Consider the following 17,516-nt stretch of genomic DNA (forward strand, 5'->3'; position numbering starts at 1 on the left):
GGGTCATCCCCTCAGGGTCTCCTCCAGTACACGGGCCAGCGACGAGGCGTCCGGCAACGGCAGGGGTGCGCCGGTGCCGGTGGTGACGTAGAAGGCGTCGACGGCGTTCGAGCCCAGGGTGCTGACGTGCATGCTGCGGACCCGTACGGCCGCCTTCTCCAGGGCCGTCCCGATCCGGTGCAGCAGCCCGGGGGCGTCCTGCGTCCTGACCTCGATCACGGTGGCGTGACGGGAGGCCGCCGGGGCCACGGTCACGCGGGGCGGCGGGGCCGTCCAGCCGCGGCGGCGGGGGTAGGCCGCGTCCCGCTCGGCGAGGCGGCCCGCGATGTCCAGGGAGCCGTCGAGGGCACGGACGAGGTCGGCGCGCAGCCGCGCCGCCTGGGGCAGCGAGCCGTACTCGGCGGCGACCCGCCAGTTGAGCAGCAGCACCGAGCCGGCGTCGTCGACGTCGTCGGGCAGGCTCAGGATCCGCAGCTCGGCCGTCCGCACGGTCAGGCGGTGCACGGCGAGGACACCGGCGACCGCGGGGAGCACGGCGGGCTGGTCCGGTACGGCGATGAGCAGTTCCACGCCGAGCGGCTCGGGCCCGCCCGCGGGCTCCCCCTCCGGAGCCGGTTCGGGCTGCGCGCGCAGGGAGAGGACCGGGCTGCCGGTGCGGAAGGCCTCGATGGCGAGGCGCTCCTGCTCGGCCGTCGGGGCACCGGGCTCGGGTTCGTCGGGGGCGTCCCCGGCGAGGACGGCCGCCACGCGCCGCACCAGGTCGGCGACGAGGGAGCCGCGCCAGGAGGACCAGGCGGCCGGGCCGGTGGCGAGCGCGTCCGCCTCGGTGAGGGCGTGCAGCAGTTCCAGGGTGCTCTGTGTGCCGACGGCCTCGGCGACCGAGCGGACCGTCGCCGGGTCCTCCAGGTCGCGGCGGGTGGCCGTCTCGACGAGCAGCAGGTGGTGGCGGACGAGCGTGGCCAGCACCGTCACGTCCGCGCGCTCGAAGCCGATCCGCAGGGCCACGTCCCGGGCGATGATCTCGCCGGCCACGGAGTGGTCGCCGGGCCAGCCCTTGCCGATGTCGTGCAGCAGGGCGGCGACGAGGAGCAGGTCGGGGCGGCTGACGCGGCGGGTCAGCTCGGAGGCGCGGACCGCCGTCTCGATCAGGTGCCGGTCCACGGTCCAGATGTGGACGGCGTTGCGCTGCGGGCGGCAGCGGACCCGTTCCCAGTCCGGCAGGAGGCTGCTGACCAGGCCTTCCGCCTCCAGGGCCTCCCAGACGTCGACGGTGGGGCGGCCCGAGCCGAGCAGGGTGACCAGCTGCTCGCGGGCTTCGGCGGGCCAGGGCGTGGGCAGCGGGCGCACGGTGGCGGCCATGCGCCGTACGGCGTGCAGGGAGAGCGGGAGCCCTGCCTGTGCGGCGGCGGCCGCGGCGCGCAGCGGGAGCACGGGGTCGCGTTCGGGGCGTGCGGCCCGGGCGAGCACCACCTCGCCGTCCTGCTCCACCACGCCCTCGGCCAGCGGGGAGCGCTCGGCGACCGGCTTGCCGCCGCCCAGGATGGCGCGCAGGCGCGGCCGCACGGCACGCGAGCGCAGCACGCGCCCCACCTCGCGCCAGGTGACGTCACTGGCGTACGAGATCACCCGCGCCGCCTCGTACACCTGGCGCAGCAGGGTGTCGGCGTCCAGCAGGCCCAGCTCGGCCGCCACCTGGTCCTGTTCCTGGAGGGCGAGCCGGTCGGTGGCGCGGCCGGTGCCCAGATGGAGCGCGTCGCGGACGTCCAGCAGCCGCCGGCGTGCGTCCGCAAGGCCCTCGCGCGGGGCGTCGGCGAGCCAGGAGGCGGCCACGGCGCGCAGGGCGGTGGCGTCCCTGAGGCCGCCGCGGGCCTCCTTGAGGTCGGGTTCCAGGAGGTACTGCAGCTCGCCCTGGCGCCGGGCGCGGTCGGCGCAGAGTTCCTGGAGTTCGGGCAGGCGCCCGGGCGCCTGGTTGCGCCAGTCGGCGAGGACGGTGGTGCGCAGGGTGGCGGTGAGGCCGAGGTCGCCGGCGAGGTGGCGGGCGTCCAGGAGGCCGAGGTGGGCCTTCAGGTCCTCGCCGGCCGTCCTGCGGGCCTCGGCCGGGGTCCGCACGGAGTGGTCGAGGGCGAGGCCGAGGTCCCAGACGGGGTACCAGAGGCGGTCCGCGAGGGCGGCGACCGCGCTCGGGTCGCCGCCGTCGTGCAGCAGCAGGAGGTCCAGGTCACTGCGCGGGGACAGCTCGCCGCGGCCGTAGCCGCCGACCGCGACGAGGGATACGCCCGTGAGCCCCCGGGCTGCCGCCGTGAAGAGGCCGGCGAGCCAGTCGTCGGTCAGCTCGGCGAGGGCCGCACGGCGCGGCGGCCCGGACCGCGCTCCCTCGGTGAGGAGGCGCAGCCGGGCCGCCGCATAGCCGCTGGGTCCCGAGTCATCCGCTTCGTTCTGTACTTCCGTACCCGTCACCCAGCGACTCCTGTTCTTCTGTGCTGATCAGAGCGCGTCCGGGCCGCGCTCGCCGGTACGCACCCGTACGGCCGTCTCGACCGGCAGGGACCAGACCTTGCCGTCACCGATCTTGCCGGTACGGGCCGCCTTGACGACGACCTCGATCAGCTGCTCGGCGTCGTCGTCCTCCGCCAGCACCTCGATGCGGATCTTGGGGACCAGGTCGACGGTGTACTCGGCTCCGCGGTAGACCTCGGTGTGGCCCCGCTGCCGACCGTAGCCGCTGGCTTCGGTGACGGTCAGTCCGTGGACGCCGAAGGCCTGCAGTGCCTCCTTGATCTCGTCGAGCCGGTGGGGCTTGACGACGGCGGTGATGAGCTTCATGCGTCCACCTTCTTGGTCTGCGCGGCGGCCAGGGCCGAGGAGGCTGCGGATCCGATGACACCGCCGCCGGCGCCGCTGAAGTCGTAGGCGGTCTCGGCGTGCTCGGCCTGGTCGATGCCCGAGATCTCCTCGTCCTCGGAGACCCGCATGCCGATGGTCTTGTCGAGGAGGAAGGCGAGGACCGCGGAGACGATCAGCGAGTAGGCGAGGACCGCACCGACACCGGCGCACTGCTTCCACAGCTGGGTGAAGGTGTGGTCGCCGTAGAAGACGCCCGTCGCGGCGGACTGGCCCTTGCCGGTGGCGAAGAAGCCGATGAGCAGGGAGCCGATGATGCCGCCGACCATGTGGACACCGACGACGTCGAGCGAGTCGTCGTAGCCGAACCTGAACTTCAGGCCGACCGCGGCGGCGCAGGCGACACCGGCGATGGCGCCGACGGCGATCGCGCCGAGCGGGGAGACCGCGCCGCCGGACGGGGTGATCGCGACCAGGCCGGCGACCGCACCGGAGGCGGCGCCCAGCGTGGTGAACGCGCCGTGCCGGATCTTCTCGTAGGCGAGCCAGGCCAGCATGGCGGCGGCCGTCGCGACCTGCGTGTTGACGAACATCAGCGCGCCGACGCCGTCGTCGTTGCCGAGCCACGAGCCGGCGTTGAAGCCGAACCAGCCGAACCACAGCAGGCCGGCGCCGAGCATCACCCACGGGAGGCTGTGCGGGCGCATCGGGTCCTTCTTGAAGCCGACGCGCTTGCCGATGACCAGGATCACGCCCAGGGCCGCGGCACCGGCGTTGATGTGGACCGCCGTACCGCCGGCGAAGTCGATCACGCCGAGCTTGTAGGCCCAGCCGTCGGCACCCCAGACCCAGTGGGCGACCGGGACATAGACGATCGTGACCCACAGGGCGATGAAGAGCGACCACGCGGAGAACTTGACGCGGTCCGCGAGGGCGCCGCTTATCAGGGCCGGCGTGATGATCGCGAACATCATCTGGAAGACCATGAACACGAAGATCGGGATGGTGTAGCCGTCCCACAGCTCCGTCAGCCCGATGTTGCTGAGGCCGAACCAGTCGGAGTTCCAGCCGATGAGGCTGTTGTTCGTGCCGAAGGCGAGGGAGAAGCCGTAGAGCACCCACAAAATGGTGACGATGCCCATGCTGATGAAGCTCATCATGAGCATGTTGAGCGTGCTCTTGACGCGGACCATGCCTCCGTAGAAGAAGGCCAGGCCCGGGGTCATGAGCAGTACCAGGGCGGAACAGATGAGCATGAAGCCTGTGTTCGCGGAGGACAGTTTGGGTGCCTCCGCGGCAAGCATGATGGCTGGGGCCATCGGCGTCTCCTCGTCGGTTGGTACGGCCCCGTGCGGGCGGTGCCTGAGCGGTCCGGTCAGTGAGGGGTGGGCCGGTTATGCGCCATGAGAGTGGCGCAGCGCGGTTTCGGTGGAGGCCCCTCGTTGTTTCGCCGGGGTGACGAAGACGCCCTACGTGTTACACGTCCATGAACTGCCGGATGTCCGGCACGCCGATCGTTATCGTGGCGCAACCTTCTTCGGCAGAAGAAAAACCGGCCGCGGCGGGCCTCTCGATGACCTGGCATGGGGGAGCCGAGTCGGGCTGTTCGGGAGGACCGGCCGCGGCCGGAGCATGGGTCCTGCGGTGGTCAGACGGCCTCGGCGGTCTCCGGCAGGTCGACGGCGAGCTGGTCGGTGAGGTCGACGACGGAGCTGAGATCGCCGAAGTCGCGCGCGGCCGTGTCGACCGTCTTTCGGATACGGGTGTTCACACGCTCGGAGCGGACCTTCTTGGCGATCTCCATGGCCTGCGAGGCGTACTCCGTGCTCCGCTCGGGCTCGCGCTGGAGCAGGTGGACGGTGGCCATGCCGATCAGGTTCAGCGCATACGACCGCTGGTGTTCCCTGTCCTTGGCGAACAGCTCCACCGCCCGCTGCATCAGCGGCTCGGCCAGGGAGGCGTAGGCGGGGCTGCGTCCGGCGACGTAGGCGAGGTCGCGGAAGGAGTGGGAGTTCTCGCCGTACAGCTCGGCCTCGGAGAAGAAGCGGATCCAGTCGGGGTCCGGCTCGTCCCACTCGTCGGCCTCGGAGAAGGTGTCCTCGGCCATCCGGACCGCCCGCTTGCACTTGCCGGGCTGGCCCATGTTGGCGTAGGCGCGGGCCTCCATCGCATACAGCATGGACTGGGTGCGCGGGCTCGCGCAGTCGCGGCTGCCGTACTGCGCGAGGTGGATCAGCTCCAGGGCGTCGTCCGGCCGGCCGAGGTGGATCATCTGGCGGCTCATGCTGGACAGGACATAGGAGCCGAGCGGCCTGTCACCGGCCTCCTTCGCCGCGTGCAGGGCGAGGACGAAGTACTTCTGCGCGGTGGCCTGGAGCCCGATGTCGTACGACATCCAGCCGGCGAGTTCGGCGAGTTCGGCGGCGACCTTGAAGAGCTTGCGGGTGGTGGCCTCGGGCTGGGGCTCCTGGAGGAGGTCGGTGACCTCGTGGAGCTGGCCCACGACCGCCTTGCGGCGCAGGCCGCCGCCGCACTGGGCGTCCCACTGGCGGAACATCTGCGTGGTGGACTCCAGCAGGTCCAGCTCGGGCTTGGACAGCCGGCCGGGCCTGCGGGACTCCAGGGCCTGCTCGGGCTCGGGCGGGGCCGGCGAGGACGGCGTCGGCACGAGCCAGCGCTGCATGGGCTCGATGAGGGACGGGCCCGCCGACAGGGCCAGCGAAGTTCCGAGGAAGCCGCGCCGCGCCAGCATGAGGTCGCTGCGCGAGAACTCGCCGAGCAGGGCCACTGTCTGCGGGCCCGTCCAGGGCAGGTCGACACCGGACGCGGAGGGTGACTGGCGGGCGGCGCGCAGGCCGAGGTCCTCGATGGAGACGACGCAGCCGAAGCGCTCGGAGAACAGCTCGGACAGGATCCGCGGGATCGGCTCGCGCGGGTTCTCCCCGTCCAGCCAGCGGCGCACGCGCGAGGTGTCCGTGGAGATGTGGTTGGCGCCCAACTGACGTGCCCGGCGGTTCACTTGGCGGGCCAGCTCGCCCTTGGACCACCCGCTGCGCACGAACCACGAGCCGAGCAGCTCGTTGGGGCCCTTGTCAGCGTTCGTCACGCTTCCGTTACCGCCGCCCACTGGAACGCCCCCATCCCTGAGACCACTTGTCGCCGAATGCGCCAAGCCCTAACAGAATGCCGGTATATACGGCCTCTCGTCCCCCGGTTCTCACCGTTCGAACGAGATGACGACTTGCCTCCGGCATACCCACGGGTGCATGTGCCTTCAGGCCTCGCACACTCACAGTAATCCTACGATCACCGGTACAGCCATGGCGATCCCGGAAACGCCACCATTCGCCACCCCTTCGAATGAACTCACGGACGGCGCCTCGCGATTCACTTGACATAGGACGATCGGCAAGTGGGCGGAGTGAAGCGCGCAGGGGCGCACAGCCCTCGGTGCGCGACCCGTGACGCTGCAAGGCGCTGCCTTGCCCTCACGGCGACGAGGGAAGTCGGAGCCGTAGCGTCACGTTCCGTTTCCGTCTCACTCCGTGTCGTAACCACCGGCGCGTTGGACCCGTTGGAGGGGGCATGGGCTTCACGATCGGCGGCATTCGCGAGATCCGCTCCGGCACGCGTCGGCGCGGCCGCTCGTCGGAGTGCACCGCCGTCGCCGAGTTCACCGGACTGTGGGGCTGGGACGTGGTTCCCGGCGCCCGGGCCGCGGCGGGCGCCTGCTCCTGCGGTCACGCCGAGTGCCCGGCCCCGGGGGCACACCCGCTCGACTTCGCACCCCAGGTGCCGGCCGGGGCCACGCTCGACGACGTGACCAAGGCCTGGTCCGAGTTCCCCGGCGCCTCCGTGATGCTGCCCGTCGGCCGGGCGTTCGACGTCATCGAGGTCGCCGAGGCCGCCGGGCGCCGCGCCCTGGTCCGCCTGGAGCGCATGGGGCTCCCGCTCGGCCCGGTCACCGCGACCCCGGACGGCCGCGCCCACTTCTTCGTCGCCCCCGGCGCCGCCGCCGAGCTCCCCCGGCTGCTCTACCGCATGGGCTGGGACGACCCCTGCGCCCTGGACCTGCGCGGTCTCGGCCCGGACAGCCACATCACCGCGCCGCCCTCGGACCGGGGCGGCCTGGGCGCGGTGCGCTGGCTGCGCCCGCCGGCCCTGGACTCGGCGACGCGACCGCCGGCGGCCCGGCTGCTGCTGGGCACGCTGGCGTACGTGGCACACCGGTCGCGGGCGTGGGCGTGAGCGCACCGCAGGGCCCCGTACAAGCGAAGCGCCCGTCCTCAACACCGTGAGGCGGGCGCTTCCTCGAAGGGAGCGCATGCGTCTCCCCGCGATGGTTCAGTCACCGATAAGGGCATCCACGAACGCCTCCGGCTCGAACGGCGCCAGGTCGTCCGCGCCCTCGCCGAGACCGACCAGCTTGACCGGGACGCCGAGCTCGCGCTGGACCGCGACCACGATGCCGCCCTTCGCCGTACCGTCCAGCTTGGTCAGCACGATGCCGGTGATGTCCACGACCTCGGCGAACACCCGGGCCTGCACCAGGCCGTTCTGGCCGGTGGTGGCGTCCAGGACGAGCAGCACCTCGTCGAGCGGCGCGTGCTTCTCGACCACGCGCTTGACCTTGCCCAGCTCGTCCATGAGGCCGGTCTTGGTGTGCAGGCGGCCGGCGGTGTCGATGAGGACGACGTCGACCCCCATCTCCTTGCCCTCCTTGACCGCGTCGAAGGCGACGGAGGCGGGGTCGCCGGCCTCCGGCCCGCGCACGGTGTAGGCACCGACCCGCTCGCCCCAGGTCTGCAGCTGGTCGGCCGCGGCGGCCCGGAAGGTGTCGGCGGCGCCGAGGACGACGGTACGGCCGTCGGCGACCAGGACACGGGCGAGCTTGCCGGTGGTGGTGGTCTTGCCGGTGCCGTTGACGCCGACGACCATCACGATGCCGGGCTTGCGGTCCTCGGGCTCGGTCTTCACGGTGCGGTCGACATCGGTGTCGACCAGCTTGAGCAGCTCCTCGCGCAGGAGTGCGCGCAGCTCCTCGGGGGTGCGGGTGCCGAGCACCTTGACGCGCTCGCGCAGGTTCTCGACCAGCTCCTGGGTCGGCTGCACGCCGACGTCGGCGGTGAGAAGGGTGTCCTCGATCTCCTCCCAGGTGTCCTCGTCGAGGTGCTCGCGGGAGAGCAGCGTGAGCAGGCCCTTGCCGAGGGCGTTCTGCGAGCGGGACAGGCGGGTGCGCAGGCGGACCAGCCGTCCTGCGGTGGGCTCCGGGATCTCGATCTCGGGAGCCTCGACGGCCGGACCGGCAGGGGGTTCCTCCACGGCGACCGGTGCCGAGCCGCCCGGGAGATCCACCTCCTCGATGGTCCGGCGCGGTTCGTCGCGCGGCGTCTCGGCCTCGTCGCCGACGTGCGGCTCGGCCGGGGGCGCGGTGATGTCGGGCGTCGTGGGCGGCGGCGGGGGCAGCGGCTTGCGGCGTCGGCTGCCGACGATGAGCCCGCCGAGCGCGCCGAGCACGACCACGGCGATGACTACAGCAAGGATGACGGTTTCCATAACCCGACCAGTATCGGCCATACGTTCCGGCGAGACCCTGATTGTGGCTTCCTCTGAGGGACAAAGGCCCCTGCGCGGGATGAGTCGGATCAAAGTACGATGGCACCGAATCCCTCAACGCGCGTAGAGTCCCGACGTCCCCCTGTCCCCCATTCCGAGGCACCCCTCTTTCATGAGCAAGACAGCCGAGACCGAAGGCGCTCTCGAAACCCGCGGCATCGAGCAGGTACCCGACCACGAACGCACCGCGAGAACCCGCGAGCTGTTCCCCACCTGGGTCGGCGCGAACATCAGCGTGCTGCTGCTCACCATGGGCGCGAGCCTCGTGGTGGCCTACCACCTGAACATCTGGCAGGCGCTGGTCGTCGCGGCCGCCGCACCGATCCTGTCGTACGGCCTGGTCGGGCTGATCGGCATCGCGGGCAAGCGGGGCGGGGCGCCGGGCATGGCGCTGTCGCGCGCGGTCTTCGGGCAGCGCGGCAATCTGCTGCCCGGCTCGCTGATCTGGGTCGCCCGCTGGGGCTGGGAGACGATCAACGCGGTGACCGGCGCCTACGCGATGCTCACCATCCTGGACATCGTGCTCGGCATCAGGGCGAACAGCGTGCTGGACATGGTGATGCTGCTGATCTTCGTCGTCGCGACCTTCGCGATCTCCGGGCTCGGCATCAACGCCGTCCAGAAGTGCAACAAGTACGCGACGTACGTCTTCGGCGTCTTCTCGGTCCTCGTCCTCGTGTACCTGGCCGTGAACACCGACTGGTCGAAGGTCATGGACCACGGCGCGGGGTCCACGGCGGCGGTGATCACCGGGATCGGCATGATCGCGGCGGGCGGGGTCAGCTGGATCCCCTCCGCACCGGACTTCACCCGCTATCTGCCGCGCACCGCGTCGTCGAAGGCGATCGTGGGCACGGCGGTGGGCGGCGCCGGGATCGTCGTCCTGCCGATGGTGCTGATGGGCGCGGTGATGGCCGTGTCCACGCCGGACCTGGCCTCGGCCTCCGACCCGGTCTCCTTCCTCGGGGAGATCCTGCCGACCTGGATCGCGGTGCCGTACCTGCTGATCGCGCTGATCGGCATGCTGCTGATCAACTCGATGTCGATGTACTCGGCCGGCTTCACCGCGCAGACCCTCGGCTTCAAGGTGCCGCGCCACTGGGCGGTCTCGGTCAACGCGGTGATCTCGCTGATCTTCGGCGGTGTGCTGATGCTGGTGGCGACGAGCTTCATGGGCTCGTTCATCGCCTTCCTCTCGCTGCTCGCGGTGGCCTTCTCCGCCTGGGTCGGCGTCTTCGGCGCGGACATGCTGCGCCGGACCGAGTACGACGGCCGGGCCATGGCCGACACCACCCGCACCAGCGCCTACTGGTACCGGGGAGGCTTCTCCCCCGCCGCGGTGGCCGCCTGGGCGATCGGCCTGGCGGCGGGCCTGATGTTCACCACCTCGGACTGGTTCACCGGCCCGCTGGCGAAGAACAACGTCGTCGGCGAGTACGGCCTCGGCTGGGTCGCCACGATCGTGATCTCCGGCCTGCTGTACATGGCGCTGCCGAAGCCGGCGGTGGTGATCCCCGAGAAGGCCGCCGAGTCCGCCGAGCCCGCCGAGGAGCCCGCGACCGCCGGCGTCTGACCGGCCTCAGCCTGACAGGCCGCTCCTGTGCAGGGCCGCGTTCGCCCGGAAGCGGATGCGGAGACAGCGCTCCTTCTCCTCCTCCGGCGCGTCGTCCGGACAGCAGCAGTGACGGGCGAGCCGGTGCAGATCGTCCGGGTCGAGCCAGAGGGCGACCCGACCGCGCGCCGCCTCGGCCTGCGCATCCGTGGGTTCAGGATCGGTCATGTGGCGAGCCTACGGCCGGCCGTGCCGCACCCATGGCCATCTGACGTACTGTCAGCTACCGTCCCCCTCCACCGAGCAGCACCGGAGGGGGACTTCCCATGCCCGTCACGGTCGTACGTTTCAACCTCGTCGCACCCGGCGCCGCCCCCGCCTCCCTCGCCGCCCGCTACCGGGCCGCCCTGGAGATGGCCGCGTACGCGGACGAGCACGGGATCACCACCGTGCAGACCGAGGAGCACCACGGCGCCGACAACAACTGGCTGCCGTCGCCCTTCGCCTTCGCGGGTGCGGTGTTCGGGGCGACCCGGACCATCGCCGTCACGGTGTCGGCGGTGATCGGCCCGCTGCACGACCCGCTGCGGCTGGCCGAGGAGATCGCCGTGCTGGACCTGCTCAGCGGCGGGCGGCTGGTGACGGTGGCCGGGATCGGCTACCGGCCCGAGGAGTACGCCCTGTTCGACGTCGACTGGAGGCGGCGGGGCCGGCTCCAGGACGAGCTGCTGGAGACCCTGCTGAAGGCCTGGACCGGGGAGGAGTTCGCCTACCGGGGCCGCACGGTACGGCTCACCCCGCGCCCGTTCACCCAGCCGCACCCCCTGCTGCTGGTCGGCGGCTCGTCGAAGGCCGCGGCCCGCCGGGCGGCCCGGCTCGGCCTGCCGTTCTTCCCCAGCGCGCACCTGCCGGAGCTGGAGACGTACTACAAGGAGAAGCTCACGGAGTACGGCACCGAGGGCTGGACGATGATGCCCGCGGCCGAGACTCCGCTGCTGCACCTCGCCGAGGATCCGGACCGGGCCTGGTCCGAGTACGGCGGGCACTTCCTGCACGAGGCGCGCACCTACGCCTCCTGGCAGTCGCGGGACATCACGTCGGCGGTGAGATCGGCGGCGACGACCGTGGACGAGCTGCGCGCCGAGGGCGTCTACCGGATCCTCACCCCGGAGCAGTGCGTGGCCCAGGACCTGGACAGTCTCGTGCTGCATCCGCTGGCGGGCGGGATGCCGGTGGAGGAGGGATGGCGGAGCCTCAGGCTGTTCGCGGAGCGGGTGGTTCCGGCACTGGGCGGCTGAGCTGCGGCGACGAACGCCGGGATCCTCATCCGGTGAAGGGCCGGTACGAGACCGCCGCCCCCGGTCCGGGCAGTGGCCGGGCCGGGGGCGGCGGACGGTACGGGGAGAGGGGCAGCGGGGACTTGGCCCTTCTCCCCGAGTTCAGGGGGGCTGCTCAGCCCATCTCCTCCAGCGACTTGCCCTTCGTCTCCTTGACGAACTTCAGGACGAACGGCACGGAGAGCGCGGCGAAGACCGCGTAGATCACGTAGGTGCCGGACAGGTTCCAGTCGGCCAGCGACGGGAAGCTCGCGGTGATGGCCCAGTTGGCGATCCACTGCGCGGCGGCGGCCACGCCCAGGGCGGCGGCACGGATCTTGTTCGGGAACATCTCGCCGAGCATGACCCAGACGACCACACCCCAGGACAGGGCGAAGAAGAGGACGAACAGGTGGGCGGCCACCAGGGCGATCCAGCCCTGGGTGGCGGGCAGCTTGCCGTCCACGAGGTGGTGCGAGAACGCCCAGGCCTCCAGGGCCAGGCCGACGGCCATGCCGACCGAGCCGATGAGCGCGAGCGGCTTGCGGCCGACGCGGTCCACGAAGATCATCGCGATCACGGTGCCGAGGATGTTGATGATCGACGTCGTGAAGGAGTAGAAGAACGAGTCCGTCGGGTCGACACCGACCGACTGCCACAGCGTCGAGGAGTAGTAGAACGCGACGTTGATGCCGACGAACTGCTGGAAGACCGACAGGCCGATACCGATCCAGACGATCGGCTTGAAGAAGAAGCCGCCGCCGAGCAGATCCTTGAAGCCCGACTTGTGCTCGCTCTTCATCGCGTGCTCGATCTCGGCGACGCGGGCGTCCAGGTCGGTGCCCGTGCCCTCGACCTCGGCGAGGATCTCCTTGGCGCGCTCGCGCTTGCCGACCGAGAGCAGGAAGCGGGGGGACTCGGGGATGGCGAAGGAGAGCAGGCCGTACAGGACGGCCGGGACGACCATGACGCCGAGCATGACCTGCCAGGCCTCCAGGCCCATCAGCTTGCCGCGCTGGTCGCCGTCGGCGGCGTTCAGCAGACCCCAGTTGACCAGCTGCGAGATGGCGATGCCGATGACGATCGCGGCCTGCTGGAAGGAGCCGAGGCGGCCGCGGTAGGCGGGCGGGGCGACCTCCGCGATGTAGGCGGGGCCGATCACGGAGGCCATGCCGATGGCGAAGCCTCCGACGACGCGCCAGAGGGCGAAGTCCCACAGCGAGAAGGGCAGCGCCGAGCCGACGGCGCTGACCGTGAACAGCAGGGCGGCGATCTGCATGACCCGGATGCGGCCGATCCGGTCGGCTATGCGGCCGGCGGTCGCGGCGCCTATCGCACAGCCGATCAGGGCGATGGCGATGACCTGGGCCAGCGCTGCCGAGCCGATGTCGTAACGGCCCCGGATGGCCTCGACGGCGCCGTTGATCACGGAGCTGTCGTAGCCGAAGAGGAAACCGCCCATCGCGGCCGCCGCCGCGATGAAGATGACGTGCCCGAGATGCTCGGGCGGAGCCGTCCTGGCTCCTGACTTGGGTGCCTGCGCTGTGCTGGTCACGAAAAGCTCCTCGGGCCACGGCAACGCTGCCGGGTGGGGGGTCAGCCCTTACAGGTAAGACCTGAAGGTAAAAGCAACGTTGCAGAGACTATGCCTTCAAGTTTCGAAGTCAATAGTTCAAACCCTGTGAGTTTTTAGACGTGACCGACCTCCCCATGTTCAAGAAGTGAACATCGAGTTAGTTGATCTTGATGGGATGGCTAGCGAAGCCGCTGCGAAATGACCTTTGACACACCGTCGCCCTGCATGGAGACGCCGTACAGCGCGTCGGCGACCTCCATCGTGCGCTTCTGGTGCGTGATCACGATCAGCTGCGAGGCCTCCTGCAGCTCCTGCATGATCCGGATCAGCCGCTGCAGGTTGGTGTCGTCGAGGGCTGCCTCGACCTCGTCCATGACGTAGAAGGGGCTCGGCCGGGCCTTGAAGATCGACACCAGCAGCGCGACGGCGGTCAGCGACCGCTCGCCGCCGGAGAGGAGGGAGAGCCGCTTGACCTTCTTGCCCGGCGGGCGGGCCTCGACATCGACACCGGTGGTGAGCATGTTGTCGGGATCGGTCAGGATCAGCCGGCCCTCGCCGCCCGGGAACAGCCGGCTGAACACGCCCTCGAACTCGCGGGCCGTGTCCCGGTAGGCCTCGGTGAACACCTGCTCGACGCGCTCGTCCACCTCCTTCACCACCTGGAGGAGGTCGGCGCGGGTCTTCTTCAGGTCTTCGAGCTGCTCGCTGAGGAACTTGTGCCGCTCCTCCAGGGCCGAAAACTCCTCCAGCGCCAGCGGATTGACCTTGCCCAGCTGCTGGTAGGCACGCTCGGCGGCCTTGAGCCGCTTCTCCTGCTCGGCGCGCAGGAACGGCTTCGGCTGGTTGCGGGGATGCTCCGGGTCCTCCGGCAGCACCTCGCCCTCGGCGGGCGGGGAGGGCGGCACGAGCTGATGGGGGCCGTACTCGGACATGAGCCCGGCCGGTTCCACGCCCAGCTCCTCCAGCGCCTTGCTCTCCAGCTGCTCGATCCGCAGCCGCTTCTCGGCGCCCAGCACCTCGCCCCGGTGCACCGAATCGGTCAACTTGTCCAGCTCGGACTTGAGTTCGCGCCCCGCACTGCGCGCGGCGGTCAGTTCCTGCTCGCGTACGGCCTTGGCCGCCTCGGCGGCGGACCGCTCCTGGTCGGCACGGCCGAGGGACACCTCGACGTGGGCGAGCAGCTGCCGGGCGCCGGACGCGACGGCCTCCGCGACGGCGGCCTCGTGCCGCAACCGGGCCTGCCGCTGCTCGGCACGCGCGCGTGCCTCGCGTTCCGCGCGGGCGGCCCGATCCAGCGAGTCGGCCCGTCCGGCGAGCCCCTTGACCCGCTCCTCGTGCGTACGGACCTGAAGGCGGGCCTCCATCTCGGTCTGCCGGGCGTTGGCGCCGTCGGCGACGAGGCGGTCCCGTACGGAGGTGTCCGGCTCCTCCTCGACCGGCATCTCCTCGGCGACGGCCAGCCGCTCGGCCAGCTCCTCGGCCTCCTGGGCGGCCTTCTCCAGCGCCTGCTGCGCACGGTCGGCCGCCGCGGCCGACCGCTCGGCCTCCCCGGCCGCCCCGCGTGCCTGCCCGGCGAGCCGGCCCAGCTGCTGGGCCACGGCCGACTTCTCCCGGTCGGCGGCCCGGCGCCGCTCCCCCAGCTCCTCCACGAGCGCCGCGGCGCCGACGCGCCGCTCGGCCGCGGCGCGCTGCGCCTCGGTCAGCTCCTCGCAGCGCACGGCCAGCTCCTCCAGCTCCGCCGCGGCCTCGTCCACGGAGGCCTGCACCTCCAGCAGGCTGGGCGCCCCGGCCGACCCGCCGTGCGCGAAGTGCGCGCCGAGCAGGTCGCCTTCGGCGGTGACGGCGGTGAGGTCGGGGCGGGCGTGGACGAGGTCCTCGGCGTCCTCCAACGTGCCCACGACGACGATCCCGCGCAGCAGCCGCCGCACGGCGGGCATGAGTTCGGCGGGGCCGCGCACGAGGTCGGCGGCGAAGTACTCGGCGGCAGGGATCGTGCGCTCCGCGGGGAGGGCCGTGACGGCCGGCCCGGCGTCTGCGGGTTCGTCGTGGCTTGTCGCGCGGTGTCCCGCGCCCCTTCGGGGCGCTTCCTCCGGGGCTCCCGCCAGCAGCAGTGCCACCCGGCCTCCGTCCTGCTTGCGCAGCAGGCGCAGGGCCTCGGCGGCGGACACCGCGCTGGTCACGGCGACGGCGTCGGCGGCCGCGCCGAAAGCTGCGGCCAGTGCCGCCTCGTACCCGGGGGTCACCGTCAGCAGCTCCGCCGCCGGGCCCAGGACTCCGGCCAGGCGGTCGCGGGCGCCCAGCAGTATGCCGGTGCCGTCCTTGCGGCGAAGGCCGAGCGCCAGCGCCTCGCGGCGGGCCTGGGTCGCGGCGCGCCGGCGTTCGGCCGCGGTGGCCGCCTCGCGGGCCGAGCCGAGTGCGGCCTCTGCCTCCGCGAGCCGCCCCTTGGCCGCCTCGTGCTGCTCGGCGAGGTCCACGTCCTCGGCGTCGAGGCCGTCCACCTCCGCCTTCAGGGTCTCGTACTCCTCCTGGGCCGAGGCCGCGCGCTCCCGGGCCTCGTCCCGGGCCGCGGCCAGCCGGTCGATCTCGGCCTGCGCGGAGGCGGCGCGCGAGCGGGCCGCGTTGACCTGGCCGGACAGCCGGGCCAGGCCTTCGCGGCGGTCGGCGATGGCGCGGGCGGCGTCCTTGAGGCGGCGCTCCTCGGCCGCCAGCTCGCGCTCCAGTTCGGCGCGGTGCGCGACCGTGTCGTCCAGGGCGCGCTGGGCCGCCTCCAGGGCGGCCTCCAGCTCGGCCTCCTGCTCGCGGATGCGGGCGGCCTCGCGCTCCAGGTCCTCGGGGTCCCGGCCGCGCCGCTCCTCGGGGGGTGCCGAGGTGGCGCTCTTGACCCGGGCGTCGGCCAGCGAGACGGTACCGCGCACGCGTTCGGCCAGCTGGGACAGCTCGTACCAGGTCTGCTGGGCGCGCTGGAGGCGCGGCGTGAGCTGCCGTACCTCGTCCTCCAGCAGGGCCTCGCGCTGGAGCGCCTTCTTCAGTTCCTGCTCGGCGGCTTCCTTGCGTTCCTTGAGCGCGGCCTCGTCGGCGATCTCGGTCCTGAGCGCCTTGCGCAGTCGTACGAGGTCGTCGGCGAGCAGGCGCAGGCGGGCGTCACGGAGGTCCGCCTGGATGACGGCCGCCCGGCGCGCAACCGCCGCCTGGCGGCCGAGCGGCTTGAGCTGACGGCGCAGTTCGTCGGTGAGGTCCTGCACGCGCGCGAGGTTGGCCTGCATCGCGTCCAGCTTCCGCAGCGCCTTCTCCTTGCGCTTGCGGTGCTTGAGCACACCCGCGGCCTCCTCGATGAAGGCCCTTCGGCCCATCGGGTCCGCGTGCAGGACGGAGTCGAGCTGGCCCTGGCCGACGATGACGTGCATCTCGCGGCCGATGCCGGAGTCGGACAGCAGATCCTGGATGTCCAGGAGGCGGCAGGTGTCGCCGTTGATCTGGTACTCGCTGCCGCCGTTGCGGAACATGATCCGCGTGATGGTGACCTCGGCGTACTCGATGGGCAGCGCCCCGTCGGAGTTGTCGATGGTCAGGGACACCTCGGCGCGGCCCAGCGGCGGGCGGCCGGTGGTGCCGGCGAAGATGACGTCTTCCATCTTGCCGCCGCGCAGGGACTTGGCACCCTGCTCGCCCATGACCCAGCTGAGCGCGTCCACGACATTGGACTTGCCCGAGCCGTTCGGGCCGACGACGCACGTGATCCCCGGTTCGAACCGGAGCGTGGTCGCCGAGGCGAACGACTTGAACCCGCGCAGGGTCAGGGCCTTGAGGTGCACGCCGGTGGACTCTACCCGGCGCCGCTATCTCACTCCACGAACACTCGCAACCCGTTCCCGCAGACCGGGCGGCGGTCCGCGGACAGCATCCCCACGCCCACGGTTTCACCGTTGAACTTGCAGGGCACACCAAACGTTAAAGAGGGTGAAAGGATGCACGGGGGAAAGAAAGAAGGGACGCCGAAGCGTCCCTTGCAACTCTGACTTATCGGGAAACCCGGTGTCTGACAACTGTGCGGTTGATACGGGCAGCCCAACCGCTGCGACTGCTGTTGTGGAGCGATGCAGCGATCAGGTGAGCGCAGGCTCCGCCTGGTGTGCGTCGATGCTCTCCATGATCCTGTCCTGAGAGGCGGCAGCCGTCAGCTCGTCGTTTTCGGCCTGGATCCGTACCAGCTCGGACTCCAGGTCCTGGACGCGCTGCTGCAGCCGTCGCATCTCGGCGAGGAGTCGAGGGTCGGAGCCGCCGACGTAACCGAGAAGCGCCTTTGCCATGATGGATGGTCCTCCACACTGAGTGACCGACCGATGCGGTGTGGGTCGTGAGGGATTCGCACCCGGGGTGCTTGGCACACTCGAGTGTTGCTCTGCCGTTCTTACATGCCAAACAGCTAAGGTGCGCGGGGCTTTCAGCGTCTCACCAAAAAGTTTGACGGTCAACACGATCACGCCCCGTATTGACGGGCAAACCCGGGGCGCACGGCCTTCGAACGGCGGTGCTGCGTCTCCTGCGGGGCCCTCAGGGCGTGGCGATCAGTTGTACCAGCGGAGCCTGCCACGCCACGCCCTTCTTGGCAACCACC

12 protein-coding genes are annotated in these 17,516 nt (G+C 71.3%); 3 read left to right on the forward strand and 9 right to left on the reverse strand.

Annotated elements, in window-relative coordinates; translation table 11 throughout:
• Positions 1–3: 3 nt before the first annotated feature.
• The 4 genes from ACFZCP_RS30915 to ACFZCP_RS30930 form a co-directional block, all read right to left on the reverse strand.
• Positions 4–2,457, reverse strand: coding sequence for a [protein-PII] uridylyltransferase (locus ACFZCP_RS30915; protein WP_391433247.1), 2,454 nt, complete (start codon positions 2,455–2,457; stop codon positions 4–6).
• A 27-nt stretch (positions 2,458–2,484) separates the two neighbouring features.
• Positions 2,485–2,823: a P-II family nitrogen regulator gene (locus ACFZCP_RS30920; protein ID WP_039656487.1), complete on the reverse strand. Its 339-nt coding sequence runs from the start codon at positions 2,821–2,823 to the stop codon at positions 2,485–2,487.
• Entirely contained in the window at positions 2,820–4,160 is a 1,341-nt protein-coding gene (locus ACFZCP_RS30925; protein WP_391433250.1) for an ammonium transporter, read from the reverse strand. The genes ACFZCP_RS30920 and ACFZCP_RS30925 overlap by 4 nt, the downstream gene beginning before the upstream one ends.
• 329 nt (positions 4,161–4,489) lie before the next feature.
• Positions 4,490–5,968 (reverse strand): hypothetical protein, encoded by a 1,479-nt coding sequence (locus ACFZCP_RS30930; protein ID WP_391433253.1) that lies wholly within the window; start codon positions 5,966–5,968, stop codon positions 4,490–4,492.
• Positions 5,969–6,426: 458 nt separating this feature from the next.
• Between ACFZCP_RS30930 and ACFZCP_RS30935 the strand changes: the two genes are divergently transcribed.
• Positions 6,427–7,089: a bifunctional DNA primase/polymerase gene (locus ACFZCP_RS30935; RefSeq protein WP_391433256.1), complete on the forward strand. Its 663-nt coding sequence runs from the start codon at positions 6,427–6,429 to the stop codon at positions 7,087–7,089.
• A 96-nt stretch (positions 7,090–7,185) separates the two neighbouring features.
• On the opposite strand, the gene ftsY is transcribed toward ACFZCP_RS30935, so the two are convergent.
• Entirely contained in the window at positions 7,186–8,397 is a 1,212-nt protein-coding gene (gene ftsY, locus ACFZCP_RS30940) for a signal recognition particle-docking protein FtsY (protein WP_391433259.1), read from the reverse strand.
• 172 nt (positions 8,398–8,569) lie between these two features.
• Between ftsY and ACFZCP_RS30945 the strand changes: the two genes are divergently transcribed.
• The gene (locus ACFZCP_RS30945) at positions 8,570–10,030 is read left to right on the forward strand and encodes a cytosine permease (RefSeq protein WP_391433262.1); all 1,461 of its coding nucleotides are present in this window, start codon (positions 8,570–8,572) and stop codon (positions 10,028–10,030) included.
• A 6-nt stretch (positions 10,031–10,036) separates the two neighbouring features.
• Here ACFZCP_RS30945 and ACFZCP_RS30950 read toward each other — a convergent pair whose 3' ends face one another.
• Entirely contained in the window at positions 10,037–10,237 is a 201-nt protein-coding gene (locus ACFZCP_RS30950) for a hypothetical protein (RefSeq protein WP_391433265.1), read from the reverse strand.
• Positions 10,238–10,335: 98 nt separating this feature from the next.
• Between ACFZCP_RS30950 and ACFZCP_RS30955 the strand changes: the two genes are divergently transcribed.
• Entirely contained in the window at positions 10,336–11,307 is a 972-nt protein-coding gene (locus ACFZCP_RS30955; protein ID WP_362691103.1) for an LLM class flavin-dependent oxidoreductase, read from the forward strand.
• Positions 11,308–11,461: 154 nt separating this feature from the next.
• Here ACFZCP_RS30955 and ACFZCP_RS30960 read toward each other — a convergent pair whose 3' ends face one another.
• The 3 genes from ACFZCP_RS30960 to ACFZCP_RS30970 form a co-directional block, all read right to left on the reverse strand.
• The gene (locus ACFZCP_RS30960; RefSeq protein ID WP_362691108.1) at positions 11,462–12,880 is read right to left on the reverse strand and encodes a sugar porter family MFS transporter; all 1,419 of its coding nucleotides are present in this window, start codon (positions 12,878–12,880) and stop codon (positions 11,462–11,464) included.
• A gap of 200 nt (positions 12,881–13,080) precedes the next feature.
• Positions 13,081–16,713: a chromosome segregation protein SMC gene (gene smc / locus ACFZCP_RS30965; protein ID WP_391433270.1), complete on the reverse strand. Its 3,633-nt coding sequence runs from the start codon at positions 16,711–16,713 to the stop codon at positions 13,081–13,083.
• A 291-nt stretch (positions 16,714–17,004) separates the two neighbouring features.
• Positions 17,005–17,208: a hypothetical protein gene (locus ACFZCP_RS30970; protein WP_359061453.1), complete on the reverse strand. Its 204-nt coding sequence runs from the start codon at positions 17,206–17,208 to the stop codon at positions 17,005–17,007.
• Between the last annotated feature and the right edge of the window lie 308 nt (positions 17,209–17,516).

Origin of the sequence: Streptomyces sp. NPDC007971 (genome assembly GCF_042958635.1) — a bacterium.
Classification (GTDB): Bacteria; Actinomycetota; Actinomycetes; order Streptomycetales; family Streptomycetaceae; genus Streptomyces.